The 17,379-nt window shown below is 44.1% G+C and carries 20 protein-coding genes; 8 read left to right on the forward strand and 12 right to left on the reverse strand.

From position 1 onward, the window contains the following. Positions 1-124: 124 nt before the first annotated feature. From AZ46_RS11945 to AZ46_RS11960, 4 genes are all read left to right on the forward strand, one after another. Positions 125-1,111, forward strand: coding sequence for an ABC transporter substrate-binding protein (locus tag AZ46_RS11945; protein WP_029278849.1), 987 nt, complete (start codon positions 125-127; stop codon positions 1,109-1,111). A 12-nt stretch (positions 1,112-1,123) separates the two neighbouring features. After that, a complete protein-coding gene (locus AZ46_RS11950) occupies positions 1,124-1,897 on the forward strand; it encodes an ABC transporter ATP-binding protein (RefSeq protein ID WP_029278847.1) in 774 nt (257 codons plus the stop codon). Beyond that, entirely contained in the window at positions 1,884-2,690 is an 807-nt protein-coding gene (locus AZ46_RS11955; protein WP_029278846.1) for an ABC transporter permease, read from the forward strand. The genes AZ46_RS11950 and AZ46_RS11955 overlap by 14 nt, the downstream gene beginning before the upstream one ends. A 334-nt stretch (positions 2,691-3,024) precedes the next feature. Then, positions 3,025-3,987, forward strand: a complete 963-nt coding sequence (locus AZ46_RS11960; protein WP_029278844.1) for a S8 family peptidase — start codon at positions 3,025-3,027, stop codon at positions 3,985-3,987. Positions 3,988-4,020: 33 nt separating this feature from the next. Here the strand turns inward: AZ46_RS11960 and AZ46_RS11965 are convergent, their stop codons facing one another. The 5 genes from AZ46_RS11965 to AZ46_RS11985 all read right to left on the reverse strand — a co-directional run bounded on the left by AZ46_RS11965 (position 4,021) and on the right by AZ46_RS11985 (position 6,584). Then, positions 4,021-4,572, reverse strand: coding sequence for a hypothetical protein (locus AZ46_RS11965; protein WP_029278842.1), 552 nt, complete (start codon positions 4,570-4,572; stop codon positions 4,021-4,023). A 103-nt stretch (positions 4,573-4,675) separates the two neighbouring features. After that, positions 4,676-5,146 (reverse strand): RNA deprotection pyrophosphohydrolase, encoded by a 471-nt coding sequence (gene ytkD, locus AZ46_RS11970; RefSeq protein ID WP_029278840.1) that lies wholly within the window; start codon positions 5,144-5,146, stop codon positions 4,676-4,678. 65 nt (positions 5,147-5,211) lie between these two features. After that, entirely contained in the window at positions 5,212-5,544 is a 333-nt protein-coding gene (locus AZ46_RS11975; protein WP_029278838.1) for a hypothetical protein, read from the reverse strand. 68 nt (positions 5,545-5,612) lie between these two features. After that, the gene (locus AZ46_RS11980) at positions 5,613-6,017 is read right to left on the reverse strand and encodes a phage holin family protein (RefSeq protein WP_029278836.1); all 405 of its coding nucleotides are present in this window, start codon (positions 6,015-6,017) and stop codon (positions 5,613-5,615) included. Between the two features lie 126 nt (positions 6,018-6,143). Then, positions 6,144-6,584, reverse strand: a complete 441-nt coding sequence (locus tag AZ46_RS11985) for a Dps family protein (protein ID WP_029278834.1) — start codon at positions 6,582-6,584, stop codon at positions 6,144-6,146. Positions 6,585-6,690: 106 nt separating this feature from the next. Here AZ46_RS11985 and ytzI point away from each other — a divergent pair, with 106 nt between their 5' ends. Further along, complete coding sequence (gene ytzI / locus AZ46_RS21560; protein WP_081414203.1) at positions 6,691-6,855, forward strand: YtzI protein; 165 nt, start codon at positions 6,691-6,693, stop codon at positions 6,853-6,855. Between the two features lie 250 nt (positions 6,856-7,105). Then, positions 7,106-8,455, forward strand: a complete 1,350-nt coding sequence (locus AZ46_RS11990; protein WP_029278832.1) for a S8 family serine peptidase — start codon at positions 7,106-7,108, stop codon at positions 8,453-8,455. A gap of 35 nt (positions 8,456-8,490) precedes the next feature. Here the strand turns inward: AZ46_RS11990 and AZ46_RS11995 are convergent, their stop codons facing one another. Continuing rightward, positions 8,491-9,468: a TIGR03943 family putative permease subunit gene (locus tag AZ46_RS11995; RefSeq protein WP_029278830.1), complete on the reverse strand. Its 978-nt coding sequence runs from the start codon at positions 9,466-9,468 to the stop codon at positions 8,491-8,493. A 12-nt stretch (positions 9,469-9,480) separates the two neighbouring features. Beyond that, entirely contained in the window at positions 9,481-10,488 is a 1,008-nt protein-coding gene (locus tag AZ46_RS12000; RefSeq protein WP_029278828.1) for a permease, read from the reverse strand. Positions 10,489-10,643: 155 nt separating this feature from the next. On the opposite strand from AZ46_RS12000, the gene AZ46_RS12005 reads away from it, so the two are divergent. Both AZ46_RS12005 and folE2 read left to right on the forward strand, forming a co-directional pair. Next, on the forward strand, positions 10,644-11,801 hold the full coding sequence (locus AZ46_RS12005; RefSeq protein ID WP_029278826.1) for an FAD-dependent oxidoreductase: 1,158 nt from the start codon (positions 10,644-10,646) through the stop codon (positions 11,799-11,801). Between the two features lie 84 nt (positions 11,802-11,885). After that, complete coding sequence (gene folE2 / locus AZ46_RS12010) at positions 11,886-12,788, forward strand: GTP cyclohydrolase FolE2 (protein ID WP_029278824.1); 903 nt, start codon at positions 11,886-11,888, stop codon at positions 12,786-12,788. Positions 12,789-12,880: 92 nt separating this feature from the next. On the opposite strand, the gene AZ46_RS12015 is transcribed toward folE2, so the two are convergent. The 5 genes from AZ46_RS12015 to AZ46_RS12035 form a co-directional block, all read right to left on the reverse strand. Then, positions 12,881-14,662, reverse strand: coding sequence for an acyltransferase family protein (locus AZ46_RS12015; protein WP_029278822.1), 1,782 nt, complete (start codon positions 14,660-14,662; stop codon positions 12,881-12,883). 315 nt (positions 14,663-14,977) lie between these two features. Beyond that, positions 14,978-15,847: a permease prefix domain 1-containing protein gene (locus AZ46_RS20990; RefSeq protein WP_051865461.1), complete on the reverse strand. Its 870-nt coding sequence runs from the start codon at positions 15,845-15,847 to the stop codon at positions 14,978-14,980. Next, entirely contained in the window at positions 15,834-16,184 is a 351-nt protein-coding gene (locus AZ46_RS12025) for a PadR family transcriptional regulator (protein ID WP_029278818.1), read from the reverse strand. Before AZ46_RS12025 ends, AZ46_RS20990 begins: the two co-directional genes overlap by 14 nt. A 144-nt stretch (positions 16,185-16,328) precedes the next feature. After that, on the reverse strand, positions 16,329-17,168 hold the full coding sequence (locus AZ46_RS12030) for a DUF817 domain-containing protein (RefSeq protein ID WP_051865463.1): 840 nt from the start codon (positions 17,166-17,168) through the stop codon (positions 16,329-16,331). Beyond that, a complete protein-coding gene (locus AZ46_RS12035; RefSeq protein ID WP_029278815.1) occupies positions 17,158-17,376 on the reverse strand; it encodes a helix-turn-helix domain-containing protein in 219 nt (72 codons plus the stop codon). The genes AZ46_RS12030 and AZ46_RS12035 overlap by 11 nt, the downstream gene beginning before the upstream one ends. Between the last annotated feature and the right edge of the window lie 3 nt (positions 17,377-17,379).

The raw sequence follows: 17,379 nt of genomic DNA on the forward strand, positions 1-17,379 counted from the left end.
CCTCACAAAACGATAATAGGCATTCACACATTTTCGCTGAATTCATACACTATTTCAGGCGTTACAATACTGAAAACTTATTTTACCTATTTTTAATGGTGTCTGTCACCAAGGAGGATTATGTATGAAAAAAAAGCTGATTGGCTTTTGTCTGCTTGCTCTGCTCGTCTTTACAATGAGCGCGTGCAATCAAAGCAAGCCGGAAAAAATCAGACTCGCTGAAGTCACCCATTCCATTTTCTATGCTCCTCTTTATGCAGCGATGTCTGAAGGGTTTTTTGAAGAAGAAGGTCTTGATGTCGAACTGACAACTACGTGGGGCGGTGACAAGACGATGACGGCCCTGCTCTCAGATGGAGCTGATATCGCGCTAGTCGGCTCTGAAACATCCATTTATGTTTCAGCACAGGGCTCAAAGGATCCTGTGATCAACTTCGCACAGCTCACTCAGACAGACGGAACCTTCCTTGTTTCACGCGAGAAAATAGACAATTTCAGCTGGGACCAGCTGAAAGGCACAACATTCCTCGGCCAGCGTAAAGGCGGCATGCCGCAGATGGTTGGCGAATTTGTCCTGAAGCAGCAGGGAATTGATCCTAAGGCGGATCTGGAACTGATTCAGAATATTGATTTTGCTAATATTCCGAGCGCATTTGCATCAGGCACAGGCGATTTCGTCCAGCTCTTTGAACCGACTGCAAGTATTTTTGAAAAAGAAGGTACAGGGCATATTGTGGCATCCTTCGGCGAGGAATCCGGCAAAGTCCCATATACGACCTTTATGGCAAAGCAAAGCTTCCTGAAAGACGATAAAGAAGCGGCTGAAAAGTTCACAAAAGCGATTTATAAAGCGCAGCAATGGGTGGAAGAAAATAACGCGGAAACAATCGCAAAATCCATTGCCCCTCAATTTAAAGATACAGAACTCGACCTGATCACGACGGTGGTCGAACGCTATAAAGCTCAAGGATCATTTGCCACAGACCCGATCCTTGATGAAGCAGAGTGGACGAATCTTCAGGACATCATGGAAGAAGCCGGCGAACTCCCTGCGCGGATTAATCACGCCGAGCTTGTTAATACAAAGTTTGCTGAAGATGCCGCAAAGTAAGGAGGTTTCAGCATGTCTTTCTTAACGGTCCAGCATATCCATCACATCTACTTCACTAAAGAATCCGCAACTCTTGCATTAGAGAACATTGACCTTGAAATTAAAGAAGGAGAATTCATTTCTTTCCTAGGCCCGAGCGGCTGCGGCAAAACCACGCTGCTGTCCATCATAGCAGGACTGATTTCTCCGACAAAAGGCAAGGTGCTGATGGAAGGAAAACCTGTTGACCGGTTCTCCTCATCCATCGGCTATATGCTTCAGCAGGATTATCTTTTTCCCTGGAAGACCATTGAAGAGAATATTCTTCTCGGATTAAAAATTGGAGGAAAGCTCACACCGGAGGCAAGGATGAGAGGGCTTTCCCTCCTTGCTGAAATGGGACTCGAAAATGTGGAGAAAAGCTACCCTCGTCAGCTTTCAGGCGGGATGAGGCAGAGAGCGGCACTTGTCAGAACGCTTACAACCGATCCCAAGCTTCTGATGCTCGACGAACCATTCTCGGCTCTCGATTATCAGACAAAGCTTAAATTAGAAGACCTTGTATGGAGCACACTGAAAGATTACGGGAAGACTGCCCTGCTTGTTACCCATGATATCGGGGAAGCCATCGCCATGAGCGACCGCATCTTTCTTCTCTCGTCAAAGCCCGGAAGAGTGGCCAAAACATTTATCATACCCGAAGAACTGAAGAAGCTTGAGCCATTTCAGGCAAGGCAGCACCCTTCCTTCAATGATCTCTTTCAGCACATATGGAAGGAGCTGGACCTTCTCGATGAAAAAGGATGAACTGCAGCAGCTGCATCTCTCGTATTTAAAAGGGCTGAAAAAAGAGAAGAACTGGATAAGATTTTACCAGCTTCTAATATTCGTTTCTTTCTTTTCACTATGGGAGCTTGCGGGAAAAAGAGAATGGATTGATCCTCTTCTCTTCAGCTACCCGTCGAAGATCTGGAGCTTGTTTTTAGAAAAAACAGCAGATGGCTCGCTTGCCGCGAACTTGAGCGTCACTTTGTTTGAAACCGTGCTCGGCTTTATCCTCGGCACACTTGCGGGCACCGTACTTGCCGCCATTCTCTGGTGGTCAAAACGATTGTCGAATATCCTTGATCCCTACCTTGTCATCTTAAACGCAATGCCTAAAGTTGCACTTGGACCCATCCTGATCGTAGCACTCGGTCCCGGCTACTTTTCCATCATTGCTATGGGGGCCATCATCTCCATCATTATTACAACCATCGTTGTCTACACCGCATTCAGGGAAATTGATGCCAACTATCTGAAGGTCCTGCAGACATTCGGCGCGAAAAAATGGCAGATGTTCAAGGAAGCCGTTCTTCCCTCTTCCTTCCCAACCATTATTTCGACGTTAAAAGTCAACGTCGGCTTATCCTGGGTAGGCGTCATCGTCGGTGAATTTCTCGTATCCGCAAAAGGACTCGGCTACATGATCATTTACGGCTTTCAAGTCTTTAACTTTACCCTTGTTCTGCTCTCCCTCATCATCATCGCGTGCTTTGCCACAATCATGTATCAGGCGGTGGAGCTGCTTGAGCGAAGACTTGTAAAAGACAGAGAATAATGCAGCTGCGCGGGCAGCTGTATTTTTTGTATTTGCGCTGGTGAGATAGTGTTTTTTCCGGGTTTGATTTTTTTGGTGCCCTCTATTTTGTGCTGGTTGATTTATAGGGCATCATTTTACCTTTTTGGAGCCCTCTATTTTGCGCCGGCTGATTTACAGGGCATCATCCTCGCTTTTCCTCCTCGCAGCCCCAATCCTGACTCCTATTTTCCTTCTAGTCTATTTGGCATTTGCAAGTGTTATTGGAAAATGATAGAATTTAACAGAAAGTTCTGATTACTCTCTGCTCTTTTGCCGGTTACTAGTTTGCGAGAAACAATTAGGAGGGGTTCTTATGGAAAAATCTGTTCGATTAATCCCGTACCAAGTTGAAGACCAGCTCGTAGATATTCAGCAGATTCCGGAAGGCGTAAATCTGATTCAGGCCCCGTCGATTTGGAGCAAGGGGTTTAAAGGAAAAGACGTAGTCGTTGCAGTGATTGATACCGGATGCGATGCCCAGCATCCCGATCTTGAGGGCAGAGTGATCGGCGGACGCAATTTTACCGATGATGACAACGGCGATCCCGAAAACTTCACTGACTACAACGGACATGGAACTCATGTTGCCGGAACAATTGCGGCGGTTAACCCTGATTCGGGCGTTGTCGGCGTTGCACCTGAGGCTAAATTGCTTATTCTGAAAGCTTTGGGCGGCGAGGAAGGGTCAGGCGCTTATGAATGGATAATCAGCGCAATCGAATATGCCATTTCAGAAAAAGCTGACATCATCTCCATGTCTCTTGGAGGGCCATCTGATGTACCTGAGCTCCATGAAGTGGTTCAAAAAGCTGTACAAAATCAGATTTTAGTTGTCTGTGCAGCAGGCAATGAGGGAGACGGCAACAGCAAAACGTCCGAATTCTCCTATCCCGGCTGCTACAATGAAGTCATCTCAGTAGGAGCTGTAAGCCTGCAGAGAAAGTCATCCTACTTTACAAATTCCAACAATGAAATAGATGCCGTTGCACCCGGTGAAAAAATTGTCTCGACAGTCCCCGGCGGCAAATATGCCATTTTCAGCGGCACATCCATGGCGGCACCTCATGTGTCAGGAGCTCTGGCACTGCTGAAGCCTCTCTCTGAAAGCGAGTTTGAACGAAAAATGTCAGAGCCGGAAATTTATGCCCAGCTCATGAAACGGACTATCCCTCTTGGGTTCCCAAAAAGCCTGGAAGGCAACGGGCTCATATATCTGAGCGCACCAGACCTTCTTGCTGATTACTTAAAAAAAGAAGATCTTGCAATCGGCGTATAAAGCTAAAACAAGGCTTCCTCTAATGGGGAAGCCTTATTTGTCATTTATTCCTTTGTAAGGCACTCCATGCATTTTCGCAGCCGCATAAAAATTCGAATGATCGCTGTTGAACCGTTTGTCTCTTAAAAACACAAGTTCATTTCCATCCTTAAAAAACAGCTTCACTTGCCAATTGACAGCTTGATCTTCCGAATCTTCCGTAATAATTTCCTTTACGTCCGACCATTTGTAGCTTGTTTCTGCAAATGTCCATGCATCGCTGTATATGATCTCGTCATAGGTTACGACTTTATAATGATCCGTTCCAAGACCCAGTCCGATCAGTCCGAGTACAGCAATAGGCAGCGCCGCTTTCCAGAGCTTCTTCTGGTTCAGGTACATTAAAAAACAGGCAAGGGCCAGCACCGCGATTGAGATGCCATACATATAAAGCACAAGTCTCGGTGTTTGGATAATGGCTGTATTCGGGGTATGAAAAAGAACATTATGCACCGTCTGGGGAACGATTAATATCACAAAAAAGCTTGAAACGGCAAGCAGCAAAGCAATGGCAATCCATATGTATCTTGGTTCACTGTGGGTCATATCCATTCTCCTTTCGTGACACACTCCCTTTATATTACTATATTTTCCAAGAGCAAAAGGGTTTTTTTTCAAAAAAATTCCCGGCTCCTTCTGAACCGGGATGTTACATAAAGCGCTCTAATATTCGTTCCATGCTTTTCAGCAGGACGTCGTCTTTCATAATAAAACTGAATCTGCGGTTTCTTCCAATGTCTGTCGGCAGTGTTTCAAAAAGAATGGGGCCTTCTGTTTCAAGGTAGTCAGCTTGCGGGATGATCTCGTCAATTTCTGCATAATAAATGTTTTTAATAATTGTTTTTTCTTTTCCAAGCACTTTGTATTGCCCGACGTAATGAAGTTTAGAAACACTTGCTCCCGTTTCTTCTTTTACCTCTCTTAGAGCGGCATCTGAGGGGTTTTCACCCTTTTCTACTTTGCCTCCGGGAAATTCATAGCCGCGGTCTCTGTGGATCGTGAGCAGCCAGCGGTTTCCATACCGGCAAATTACCCAGACGTGTTTCGGTTTTTCTGAAAATGGATGTTCTTCAAACGATAAATGCACTTCATTGTGATAATAATCTTTAAATCGAAACATTTCCAATCCCTCAATTTCTATGTGTCCATAAAAATCTTATCACAATGAATGAAATTGTATAAGACCTATTGTTGTTCTTCAATCTTTTTTAATATCCCCTGAGACTTGATATGATCCTTTGCCTCTTCGTCTCCGAGTTCATAAATCATTTCAAAAATCTTTATGTTGGTCTGGTCAATTGCATCGTTCTGCCTGTCATAATGATATTCAAGGTATGGTACATGCGCCCTGAAAAACCCCTGCCAGTCAGAAGAATACACTTGGTCAAAATATTCTCTGAGCGACGTAATTTCTTCTTCAGTCGCTTCTATTTTATAGTCCCACGGAGCTTGCGTGCTGAGTCTTGATATTTCTCCGTTTGCCACCGTTACATAATACGTTTGTTTTGTATCAGGCATTTGTTAAAGCCACCCCTTTACTTGTCCATTTTTTATTTTTTTCCCAACAGCGGACAATTTATTCGGGGCTACCTTTTAAGCAGCTGTTCAATAAACTCGAGAATCCGTATAAGAAACTGCGGTACAGGAAGCTTAACGTAATGGGCATTGCGAAGGATTCTGAGAGCTTCAAACACGATATAGAAACAGATCGTGCCGTCCCGGAGAAGATAGCTTGTGTTAAGAATGAGATCAATGAGGTTGGCGACAGCAACGACTGCTATGATGATGACTTTTGCTCCAAATCTTGAGGCTGCGTTTTTCAGAAGGTTCCCATTGCTGTTTATGACACCGGCCAGCAGAAAGGTAATCAGTTCCAAGGCCATCAGTGCAAGCAGGATCAGAAAAATTTCATGCAGTTCTCCAATAATAAAAGTCAAAACCGAAAAGTAGACAGAAGTCAGCATTAGCAGGCCCATTTCTGGACGAGACATTTTTTTGCCATCCTTTCATGGAAAATAAAATCCCTATATCTTATGCTTATTTCATCTACTTGTTCTAGCATATACCCTATCAGAAGAAAAATGGACTGCACGAAAAAAGACTGCCATCCGGCAGCCTTATTTTCCCAAGAATGATTTTAGCATCCAGTTATGCTTTTCAAGACTCTGATGAATTGCAAGGAGCATATCTCCTGTCGTTTCATCTCCTACCTCATCGGCAAGTTCCATGCCTTCTTTCAGCTCTTCCGCCACTTTTGTGAAATCATTGAACGTGGACTGTACCATCTGCTCTGCGGTCTCCTTGCCTTCTGCTTCGCTGATTGTCGACAGCTCCAGACATTCTCTGAGCGTTGCAACCGGCGCTCCCTCAAGTGCGAGCAGACGCTCTGCAAGTTCGTCAATGTGGACGTGTGCCTCATTGTAGAGCTCTTCAAACTTTTCATGAAGGGTGAAGAAGTTCTGGCCCTTTACATACCAGTGATAGTTATGTAATTTCTCATAAAGGACAGTCCAGTTTGCCACTTGTTTGTTAACGGTTTGAATTAGTTTTTCAGACATATGAATCTCCTCCTTAAATCTACTCTTACGTTACCCAGAATCACAAAAAATAAAACAAAATAGGCATGAAAATCTGATACAATGTGGACATACAGGGGGGACCAGCATGTATGTAATCTTTGCGATATGCATTCTCATTATTCTAATTGTTCTTCTTTTAAGTGTTCTCACAACTTCCAAGGCATATAAATATGAGCACACAATTGATCCTCTTCAAAAAGAGGACAAACCACAAGAAAAAGAGCATATGACTAACGGTAAAGACGCCTGATACATAAAGGCGTCTTTTTGTGTATTTAGAACTATACTTTCGACACATTTTTCAATCGTCATTTATTATCACTCTTTTGCAGGAGAGAAAAATCCATTCTTTCTATTTAGTTATTGTAAAATCCTTTCATTTTTCCCATCGAAAGATAGATAACCCTGATAAAACCTGTCGAAAACGATCGAACAATAAAGAAAAAGGATCTAATTTTTATATTATAATGAAAATTAAGAAAATGAAGGGGGATACATACATGACATTGAAAAAAGGATTTATGGCAGGCGTATTAAGTACTGCACTTTGTGCTTCTGCAGTATTTGGAGGGGCCGCTGCAACAGGATCTGCCCAGGCTCCGGAAAAAAGCTATCTGGTCGTTTTCAAAAATGAAAACACTCTTCCATCAGGCTATCAGGAGCTGATTGCAAAAGCTGGAGGGAAAGTAAGCGACAAGCTTGAAAAGGTTGGTGCAGTGGAGGTTTCTTCTGCTAACCCGGACTTTTTGACAGCCATTAAAAAATCCTCCAGCGTGCAGGATGCAGGTGTCCAAAAGAAGCTTTACCCAGAATCACCTGTTGTTGAAGCAGCCTTTACGCCTGAAGCAGATGCAAGTGCAGATTTATATAATTCTCTGCAATGGGATATTAAACAAGTAACCAACAATGGCGAATCATGGACACTTCCAGGCGGAACAGGAAAATCCGTCGATGGGAATGATATCGTCGTAGGGGTCATCGACACAGGCATTGATTACACTCACCCGGATTTAAAAGACAATTATGCGTACGGGAAATCGTTCGTTCCAGGCTATCCAGATGCGATGGACCAGAACAGCCACGGTACACATGTTGCAGGATCAATTGCAGCAAAAGGCCGCACAATGGGTGTAGGTCCTGACTTGAAAGTAGCGGCTTACCGCGTATTTGGTCCAACAGGCGGAGCTGAAACAGCGCATATCGCAGAAGCGCTTATGACGGCTGCAGATGACAATGTGGATGTTGTCAACATGTCGCTTGGAGGCTACGATTGGTTCCAAAACCCTGAATATGCAACTAAAGACACTGTAGCAGACGTTAGACTTTTCAACAGAGCGATTCAATACGCCATCAAGAAGGGTGTAACGGTTGTCGGATCTGCAGGAAACAATGCTCTTGACATCAGCAGCCCAGGAAAGCTTTCCGGCGATGATAACGGCGCTACACACAGAAGTCCGAGCAGCCAGAGCATGATTCGCGTTTCTGCAGGCGGTCAGCTTAAAAACCTTGCTTTTTACTCGAATTACGGCGTTGGAAAAATTGATGTGATCGCTCCCGGCGGTGATTTAGGACCGAATTATGATCCAGCTACGGGCGCAGGAAGAGACAATACGTACCTGTGCTTAGCTACAATTCCTGGCGGAGGATACGGATACAAAGGAGGCACATCCATGGCTGCTCCAAAAGCCGCAGCACTTGCAGGTGTCATTATCGCGCAGCATGGAAAGGACAAGCTATCTCCTTCCCAAGTCAAACACATCGTCCAATCTTCTTCTGAAGATTTGTTCAAAAATGGATATGACGGCGCGGCAGGACACGGTTTAATCAATGCCGTTAACGCTTTAAAATAAGCACCAAAAAGAGCTGGGCAGCTGCCCAGCTCTTTTTAATATTCTTCATAGACATAAGGCTCTTTCGGCTGCTCAATCTTCTTGATTGACTGAATCTCGACACTCGGCAGCGTCCAGTCTTTAAACTTCACACTCTTTATTTTCCCGCTTACTTTTACCCATTCATCCTGTTCATATGTCTTTCCGTCTTCAATGGATGCAAGCGTTCCATACACAGAAGCATCCGCTACACAGCAGGATAGGCCAAACCTCGCGACAACAAACTGGTCTTCTTCAAATCCCTCTTCTCTGTAGACAAATCCGAGCATTTCCACTTCTTTGCCTTCAAACTTCTGAGGGTTTTTATCTAATATATTGGTCATGGCGATATAGTTTTTTTCTGTCAGGACGATTTTGTCCATTTTCAGCATTTTGGCTTCCAGCTCTTCGTAATAACCTTCAGGCGGTGCCTGAATCTGGAATCCGTCCGGATGCTCAAGAGGTGCGTCCGGACTTGATGCAGGAGACTGCGTTTTTTCCTCTACGCGTTCCTCAAGCTGCTTCATATACTCATCCGGATCCTGCAAGTACAGATCAGCAAGGTCTTTATCCATCTGAGCGTCTTCTTCTGATCCGGCCTGCTGCTCCTGAGACTGGGCCAGACCGTTTTTAAAGCCGCGCTTTGCAGCAATTGAGCTGTCAAGAACGGTGTCAGGAAAAACAAACCCTGTTACAACCGGAAAAATAAAAAATGAATAGATAACAAGCGACTGAATCGGCGAACTTTTTCCTGAATGATCAAAACCGCAGTTGCAGTAAAGCTCTTCTGTTTTTTTGCTGCCGCTTCTCCAGATTTGAACAACACCGAGAACTAAAAACGTGACAACAGCAAAATAGATAAACGGAAGCATCCGGGGGGCAATGAAATTCCGGATGTCACCAGTGACGATGAGTTTAAAAAGAAGCATCGTAAAGCCCATCAGGATAATGCCGCGCAAATATAAGTGAAAACGGTAATCTCTTTCCTTTTCCATTGGTTTTCCTCCTTACAGGATTACCTGCTGGTAAACCAGCACGGATAGATAAACAGCTGCTGTTACAATGGCAATAAAGGCAAAAACAAATTTTGCTCTGAAGAAAGCGAACAGCATGATTGTATTTTTCAAATCGATCATTGGTCCATAAACCAGAAATGCAAGCAGGGAGCCTGCAGTAAATGTTCCGCCGAAAGAGGCAGCCACAAACGCATCTGCTTCCGAACAGAGCGAAAGAATGTAGGCAAATGCCATCATAATTGCTGGAGACAGGAATTCACTTGAACCAAGATCCGTCAGCAGGGAGCGGTCAAGGAACGTCTGGAAGACACTTGCGATGAACGCACCCAGAATGAGGTATTTCCCCATTTCAAAAAACTCATCGCTTGCATGGAACAGTGTTTCTTTCCATTTGCTGACCCCTTTTACTGGTTCAGAAGATACAGTTCTTCCAACAAGCTCCTCTCTCGTCCATTTCAGCTGATCTCGGTTTTTAAAAATCAAATAGACCGCGAGTCCGACTAAGATGGCGACGATAAAAGCAAGTCCCATGCGTCCGTACACAATTTCTTTTGATGACTGAAAGGCATAGTATGTAGACGCGAAGACGACAGGATTTAGTATCGGAGCAGAAACCAGGAATACAATTCCGATATGAAGCGGCATGCCTTTTTTTATTAACCGTCTCACAATCGGAACGATGGCACACTCGCAGACAGGAAAAATAATGCCCAGCAGTGCTGCAGGAAACAGGGCAATGACAGCATTTTTAGGAAGGTATTTTTGAATCATCTCTTCCGATACAAATGACTGAATTAAAGCAGAAACGAAAACCCCAAGCAGGATAAAGGGAATGGCTTCAAGCACTATGCTCAGGAAAATCGTGTTTAAGTTTAAGAACGATTTAGGTGCATCAATCTGGAAGCTTCCGAAATCTATGAATATAAAAAGATAAATAAACAACCCTATTAATGCAAGAGCGAGAGACTCCTTCACAATAGAAAACGCCGGTTTTTTCATCTCTAATCTCCAATCCTATTATTTCTCCTAGCATTATAGCATACGGGGCCAGTCCATAAATTATGCAATTTCATGACAAATCCCCCCTATTGTAAAATTCGTTGGAATTAGGTAAACTAATTAAATCGTAACAGTTACGTTTTAGGAGTGGAATTATGTACGAATGGATCATTATCGGAGGCGGAGTCCAGGGAATGACAATGGCTTCTTTTCTTCTGCAAAGCAAGAAAACGGAGGCGGAAAAATTGAGGGTGATTGATCCCCACTCCAAGCCTCTTGAAAACTGGAGAAACTGTACTGAAGCGATATCTATGCCATTTTTGCGGTCTCCTTCTGTTCACCATATTGAGATGAATCCCTTTGGACTTGAGCGCTTTTCCAAACAGCAGGGACATCACGGTTTCTACGGCAGGTTTAAAAGACCTTCGCTGGAATTATTTAAAACACACTGCGATCACATATACCGGGAATTGAATCTTGAAAACTGCTGGATTCAGGGCCGTACAAAAACACTTAATAAAACAGGTGAACATTGGAAGGTTACCCTTGCAGACGGGAAAACGCTGATTTCTGAAAATGTGGTCCTGGCCATTGGAATTGGAGAACAGCCCCATTGGCCTGAGTGGGCTGAAGCAGCGAAGAAGAATTTTGACCATATCTATCATATTTTCGATAAGAATCTGAATCTTGGTAATCTGCCCGGTCCTGTTGTAGTCATCGGCGGCGGCATGACGGCAGCCCACTTATCTAATAAGCTTGCAGGGCTTTATCCGGGAGAAGTGACGATGCTGAAGCGCCATCCATTCAGAGTTAAACTCTTCGATAGTGATCCCGGATGGCTCGGACCGAAAAAGCAGCGTACATTCAGAATGAACGCTGACTACACAAGCAGACGCAATCACATAAAGTCAGCAAGGCACCGCGGCTCCATTACCAGGGATCTGCAAATGAAGCTTCATCATTTAAAAAAGCGCGGCATGCTGGAATGGAAGGACTTTGAAGTTGAACAGGCGGCTGCAGACGGGAAGACACTTACCCTTCACGGAAAAGACAGCAGTCTCATTCAGGCGGGTTCAGTCATTCTGGCAACCGGATTTATGCCTTCACTACCCGGAAAAGAGTGGATAAACCCCTTAATAGAACGTGAGAAATTAACATGCGCCGACTGCGGATATCCAATTGTAAATGAGCATCTGCAGTGGGACCGGGGACTGTATGTAACAGGTGCCCTCGCAGAACTGCAGGTAGGTCCAATTGCACGAAACATATCAGGTGCCCGGCAGGCTGCAGAACTGATTTTATCCGGCCTTTAACCACTATTGAGCATTTTTCATTGCCGTAATCTTTCATTGTACAGTATACTCTCTAGTATTGAGGCACTCGAGAGGAGATCATCTATGAAAAGAGAATTACAGTTACCGCCCAAAAAAGAGAGACACAGACTATTTGGGTCAGTAGGACCCGGCTTGAAAACAAAACCTGTTGAAAAGGACAAAATGCCGGATCTGCAAAATTCAAAAAAAGACTTTTTATTTCATATAAATGCTGTCGGCATCAGCAATGTAAAATATCCCGTTGTGATCCAATCTTCGCTGTCACCTGAACAGCAAACAACAGTGGCTGCATTTAAAATGACGTCATCCATCTCATATGAAGCAAAAGGAACCAACATGAGCCGTTTCACAGAACAGCTTGAGAAATACCGCTTAAACGGCGGTTTCACCATGTCCATCAATGAACTCTATGACTTTACGAAAGAGCTTGCTGAACGATTGAAACAAAAGGATGCTGAAATTGACGTGACCTTCCCATGGTTTTACGAGCGTAAAGGACCAAGCTCGGAACTTGCCGGCTTAAACCATGCCACTGCCGGCATGAAAATCCACTATGAAGAAGGCAAAGGCTTCACAGCCAGTGCAAAGCTTACATGTGCAGTGACAACACTCTGCCCGTGCTCGAAGGAAATCAGTGAGTACAGCGCCCATAATCAGCGCGGATTCATCACGATGGAAGTAGAATTTGCAGAAGGCTACAACGAAGAGCGTGACTGGAAAGAGGCGCTGCTGGCAGCAGCGGAAACTAACGCAAGCGCCATGATCCACCCGGTCCTTAAACGTCCGGATGAAAAAATGGTCACAGAAACAGCGTATGAAAATCCGCGCTTCGTGGAAGACATGGTCCGCCTCGTTGCAGCAGACCTTTACGAGCTTGATTTTGTTTCAGCCTTCCGCGTCGAATGCCGGAACGAAGAATCCATTCATCTGCATGATGCCATTGCAGAATTGTCGTACCGGAAATAAATATGCAGCTTGAGATGCCTGATAATGGGCATCTCTTTTTTATGCACATAAAAAAGGCTGTTCATCCGCAGTCGAATGAACAGCCTTCTCTTCTATTTTTCTTTATTGACTGATTCGGCAATCAGATCTGTCAAAGCCTCCGCGCCTGTTTTCCCCAGATGGACTCCGTCATCCCCGAAATATTCAGGATGATCAATGGACTCTGAATACCAGTCAATCAGTGTAACATTTTCGTTTTGCTCTGCTTTTTCCTGCAGCAGACGGTTTACGCTGCTTTCCCATTCTTTCGGCACCCGGGTGTTCACCAAATAGACTTCGGCTTCTGAGAACGAATCAAGCAATTCTTCCAGCTGGTTCTCCGGGAAGTATCCGTTGGTTCCGAGATGAATGACAACCGCTTTATTCTGCTCATTGTATTCATCATATTCAGGAGCAAGACTGACCGCCTGGCGCATCTGTCTGCCAATCTCAGCATCTATCGTAATGCGAGGATACTCTTCTTGAAGATTTGAAGCTATATCAATCATGACAGAATCACCTATGGCGAGGACTTCCTTATCAGATGGCTCCTCTGTCTTCGGCTCCTCTTTTTCTGAAGAATCGTCATTCTGTGATTTCTCCTGCTTATCACTGATTTTGACCTGCTTAGGAGAAGAGTGCATTTCTTTTTTCTCCCCTTCAACAATCCCAAGTGCTCCGGCGGCAAAGAAAACAAATAGAACAGAAACGACAAGTGACGCTGCTTTCCTTGATAGAGAAAAGTCTGTCCAGGTCAGCTTGATAAATCCCCTGAAGCCCTCTCTTCTTACAGGTACTTCTATCAGCCGGTATGAAAGCTCTGCGATGACCAGGATCAGCAGAAGCTGCAGCCCGACTCTCCAGTAAACCGGATTTCCGATTTCATGGACGGGCGTGCCAAGCACAATGACAGGGTAATGCCACAGGTAAATGCCGTATGACCGCGTCCCGATCCAGCGCAGGGGTTTAAAAGAGAGAATCTTCCCCAAATAGCTGACAGGATGACTGACGGCTCCAATCAGAACGGCTGCGTTAAGACAGATTAAAAACATTCCGCCTCTGTACAAAAACGGCTGATATTCAGTGACAAAATGAAAGCAGGCAAGGAGAATTCCAAAAGCGGCGAAACTGATGACATTCAGAGACACCTTATGTCCAATTGGCACCCTGCCTGAAGACAAACGCTTCATTGGCCATACAAGAGCCAGGACACAGCCTGCAAGAAGCTCAAATGCCCTCGTATCGGTTCCATAATAGACGCGGCTCGGATCTGTTCCGTCCTGAAAGAGAACAGCCATTAAAACCGCTGAGCAAACAGCTAAACCCGCTATGGCAGCCGCCAGTTTCAGCCGCTTTTTAAAGACAAACAGACCGGCTGCAAGCAAGATTGGCCAAATGATATAAAACTGTTCTTCTATGGCAAGCGACCACAGGTTTTTAAAAGGTGACGGCGATCCAAATTGATCAAAGTAAGAAAGATCATTAAAAATGTACCACCAGTTGCTGACGTAGAACAGGGACGAAACGGCATCACCGCGAAGCGTGCCCATAAGCTCTCTGTCAAAAAACATCACCCATACAAACGTTGCCGTAATCATAACGAAAGCGGCAGGAAGCAGCCGTCTTAACCTTCCTGTCCAAAATGCAGCAAAGTTCAGCTGCAGCGTCTCTCCTTTTTCCGGGAGGATCATAGATGTAATTAAATAACCTGATAAAACAAAGAAAACATCAACCCCCAAAAATCCTCCCTTTGCAAAACCAAGATGAAAATGATAGGCAATGACCGTCATGACGGCAATTGCCCGAAGTCCATCCAGCGCAGGGATGTAGCGGCGGTTATCCGTTTGGCGAAACATGATTAACTCCTCCAATATTCTGCTGAAACCTCTAGTTGTTTCTTATTCTATGTATCTTTTATTTTCATTCAGATGCTCTCTGATTGTTCGCTTCTGTGAATCTGACTTCTATCCTCCCTTTTCCACTGCAAGAAGTTATTTCATATTTTAATTGTTCCATTTTAACAGAAGGAAATTTAAACAATCAATGATCTTTACGCAACGAATAACGTTTTTTAATCATACTGACACAAATCGGGTGAAAGGATCTATGAAATGACGTTTTTTTACAGGAAAACAGCACCTGTCCTTTAAGGATAAGTGCTGTTCACGCAATCAGCTTATAGTTTCCTGCAATCGTTTCGTATGACGCCCTAAAGATGCCCAGAGAGCCCAAAGGATGATTGCAATAGTAGAGAAAAAGAGAGGAAACTTATAAAAATCAAGCAGTGATGGACCATAATTCTCCATCTGCAGCTGTTTTTCAATCACAGATTCATAGGAAGTTTTATATTCATATTGGACAATCCATTTGTCATTCGCTTTGACTACCGTTCCGTAATCATAATCGCTCGGTTTAATTTCCGCCTTATCCTCGATTGTGCCCTCACTGCCTATTACCGCCGCTGCCCGCTCATAGTCAATTGGAAAATGATTGACCGGCTCTTGCAGCGCCTGCATGTTTTCCTGCAGCCAGTCCTCTAATCCTTTAACTGGAAAGACAGCAATGAGATTCAGTCTATTCTCATACTTATCGTAAACTCCCGTCAGTTTTTCCTCATCTGCCGGTGATAGTTCACTTGAATTTTGTATAACTTCATACACATCTTCCATCATTCTTTCTTTATCTTCTCCCACGAAATCCATCTGCTTTAATTCGTTATTAAACTCATTTTGTTCCATAATTGAAAATACGAGAAAGATACATCCAAGCACAAAAGCAAGTACAGCAATTGTTTTTAAATAGCGGAGAAATGTTTTCTGAACGTGAAAAAACTCCGATAATCCTTTCACAATGTGCTGCTTTCCTCCAAAATTTTCGATTGCTATACGGACAGCAGCATCTTCCGAATGTCCTTCTGCTTTCAGCTCTTGCACACTTTCCATTAAGTGCGACCGCATTTCCTGCATCAGATCTTCAATCTCCTGTCTGTTGCCTGAAACATCCTTATAAATTGAAGTAACATATTTTTCAATTTGCTTCATATGAATCCTGCCCTCCCAGAAATGAATCCATCATTTTTTTAACAAAATCCCACTCTTTTCGCTTATCTTCAAAACCATCAAGCCCCAATTGTGTCAGCTTATAATATTTGCGCCTTCCTCCCGGACCCTGTTCTTCGCCCCAGTAAGATGAAATCCACTTGTTTTTTTCCAGCCTCTTCAAGGATAAATAGAGGGTAGCTTCCTTTAATTCAAACTGATTATCGCTTTTTTCCCGCACCATTTTTGCCAGCTCATAGCCGTACATATCCCGGTTTTTAAGTAATGACAAAAGTATCGTATCAATATGGCCCTTTAAAACCTCTTTATTAATTTCCATTTATAAACACCTCTTACATATAATATAAAATTTATTACCTAATAATGCAAGGTATTATTATAAAAAAAAATACATTGCAATAAATGTTACTTTTTCAGCAAAAAAAAAGCGTCTACCCTAATGGAGTAAACACCAGTTATACGTTTATTTTTTTCTCATACTCTCGTACGTTTTCCCTTTTACCTGCTTCAGCACAGCCACAATCAGAAAGCTGACGATCACAAGCAGCTGCCATGAACTGACCTTTCCTAAATGAACAAGGCTCCATGCTTCCGTTTGATTGGGATACTTCCAGGCCCCAAAATAGGTGGCAATATTCTCGGCAATCCAAATGAAAAAGCCGATCAGCACAAAGGATAGAGCAAGCGGCATGCGGTACCGGGATCCGTTCACCTCATAAGAAACCCAGGACTGCCAGAAAACTAGAATGACCAGTCCGGACAGCCACCACCTGACGTCAATCCAGAAGTGGTGAGTGAAAAAATTCAAATAGACGGCAGCTGCAAGCGGCACGACTGCCCAAAGCGAGGGCCATTTTATCAGCTCCACTTCAAGGCGCCTCCAAGCCTGGCATAAGTAGCTCGCTACACTTGCGTACATAAATCCGCTGTACAGCGGAACGCCAAAAACCTTGGAATACCCTTCCTCAGGGTATGACCAGGAGCCCATATGCACCTTGAAAAGTTCAAGGGCAAGCCCGATGATATGAAACAGGGTAATGACTTTCAGTTCATCCTTTGTTTCAAGCCCTGACCTCAGCATCAGCCACTGCATGAGAAGACAAATCAAAAGCAGCCAGTCGTACCTTGGAAGAAACGGAAGAGGGATAACCTGTGTCAATGCAAGGGAAGCAAAGATGACAACAGGAAACAAACAGGACAGAGCCTGCTGCCATCCAAAATGAAAGAGCTGTACGATTGCTCTTGAGATGAAGGCTCCAAGCGGATTTTCCCGCGGTTGAACTGCCTCCTGCTTACTCGCCATCTTCATCACTCCGGTATTCCAGGATATCTCCCGGCTGACAGTCGAGCGCCTTGCAGATCCCCTCCAAAGTGGAGAGCCTTACAGCTTTTGCCTTGCCGTTTTTTAAAATCGAAAGGTTTGCCATTGTAATGCCTACTCTTTCCGAAAGTTCAGTTACGCTCATTTTTCTTTTGGCCAGCATGACATCAATATTTATAATTATCGCCATATT

The sequence above is a fragment of the Metabacillus indicus LMG 22858 genome (assembly GCF_000708755.2).
GTDB classification, from domain to species: Bacteria; Bacillota; Bacilli; order Bacillales; family Bacillaceae; genus Bacillus_P; species Bacillus_P indicus.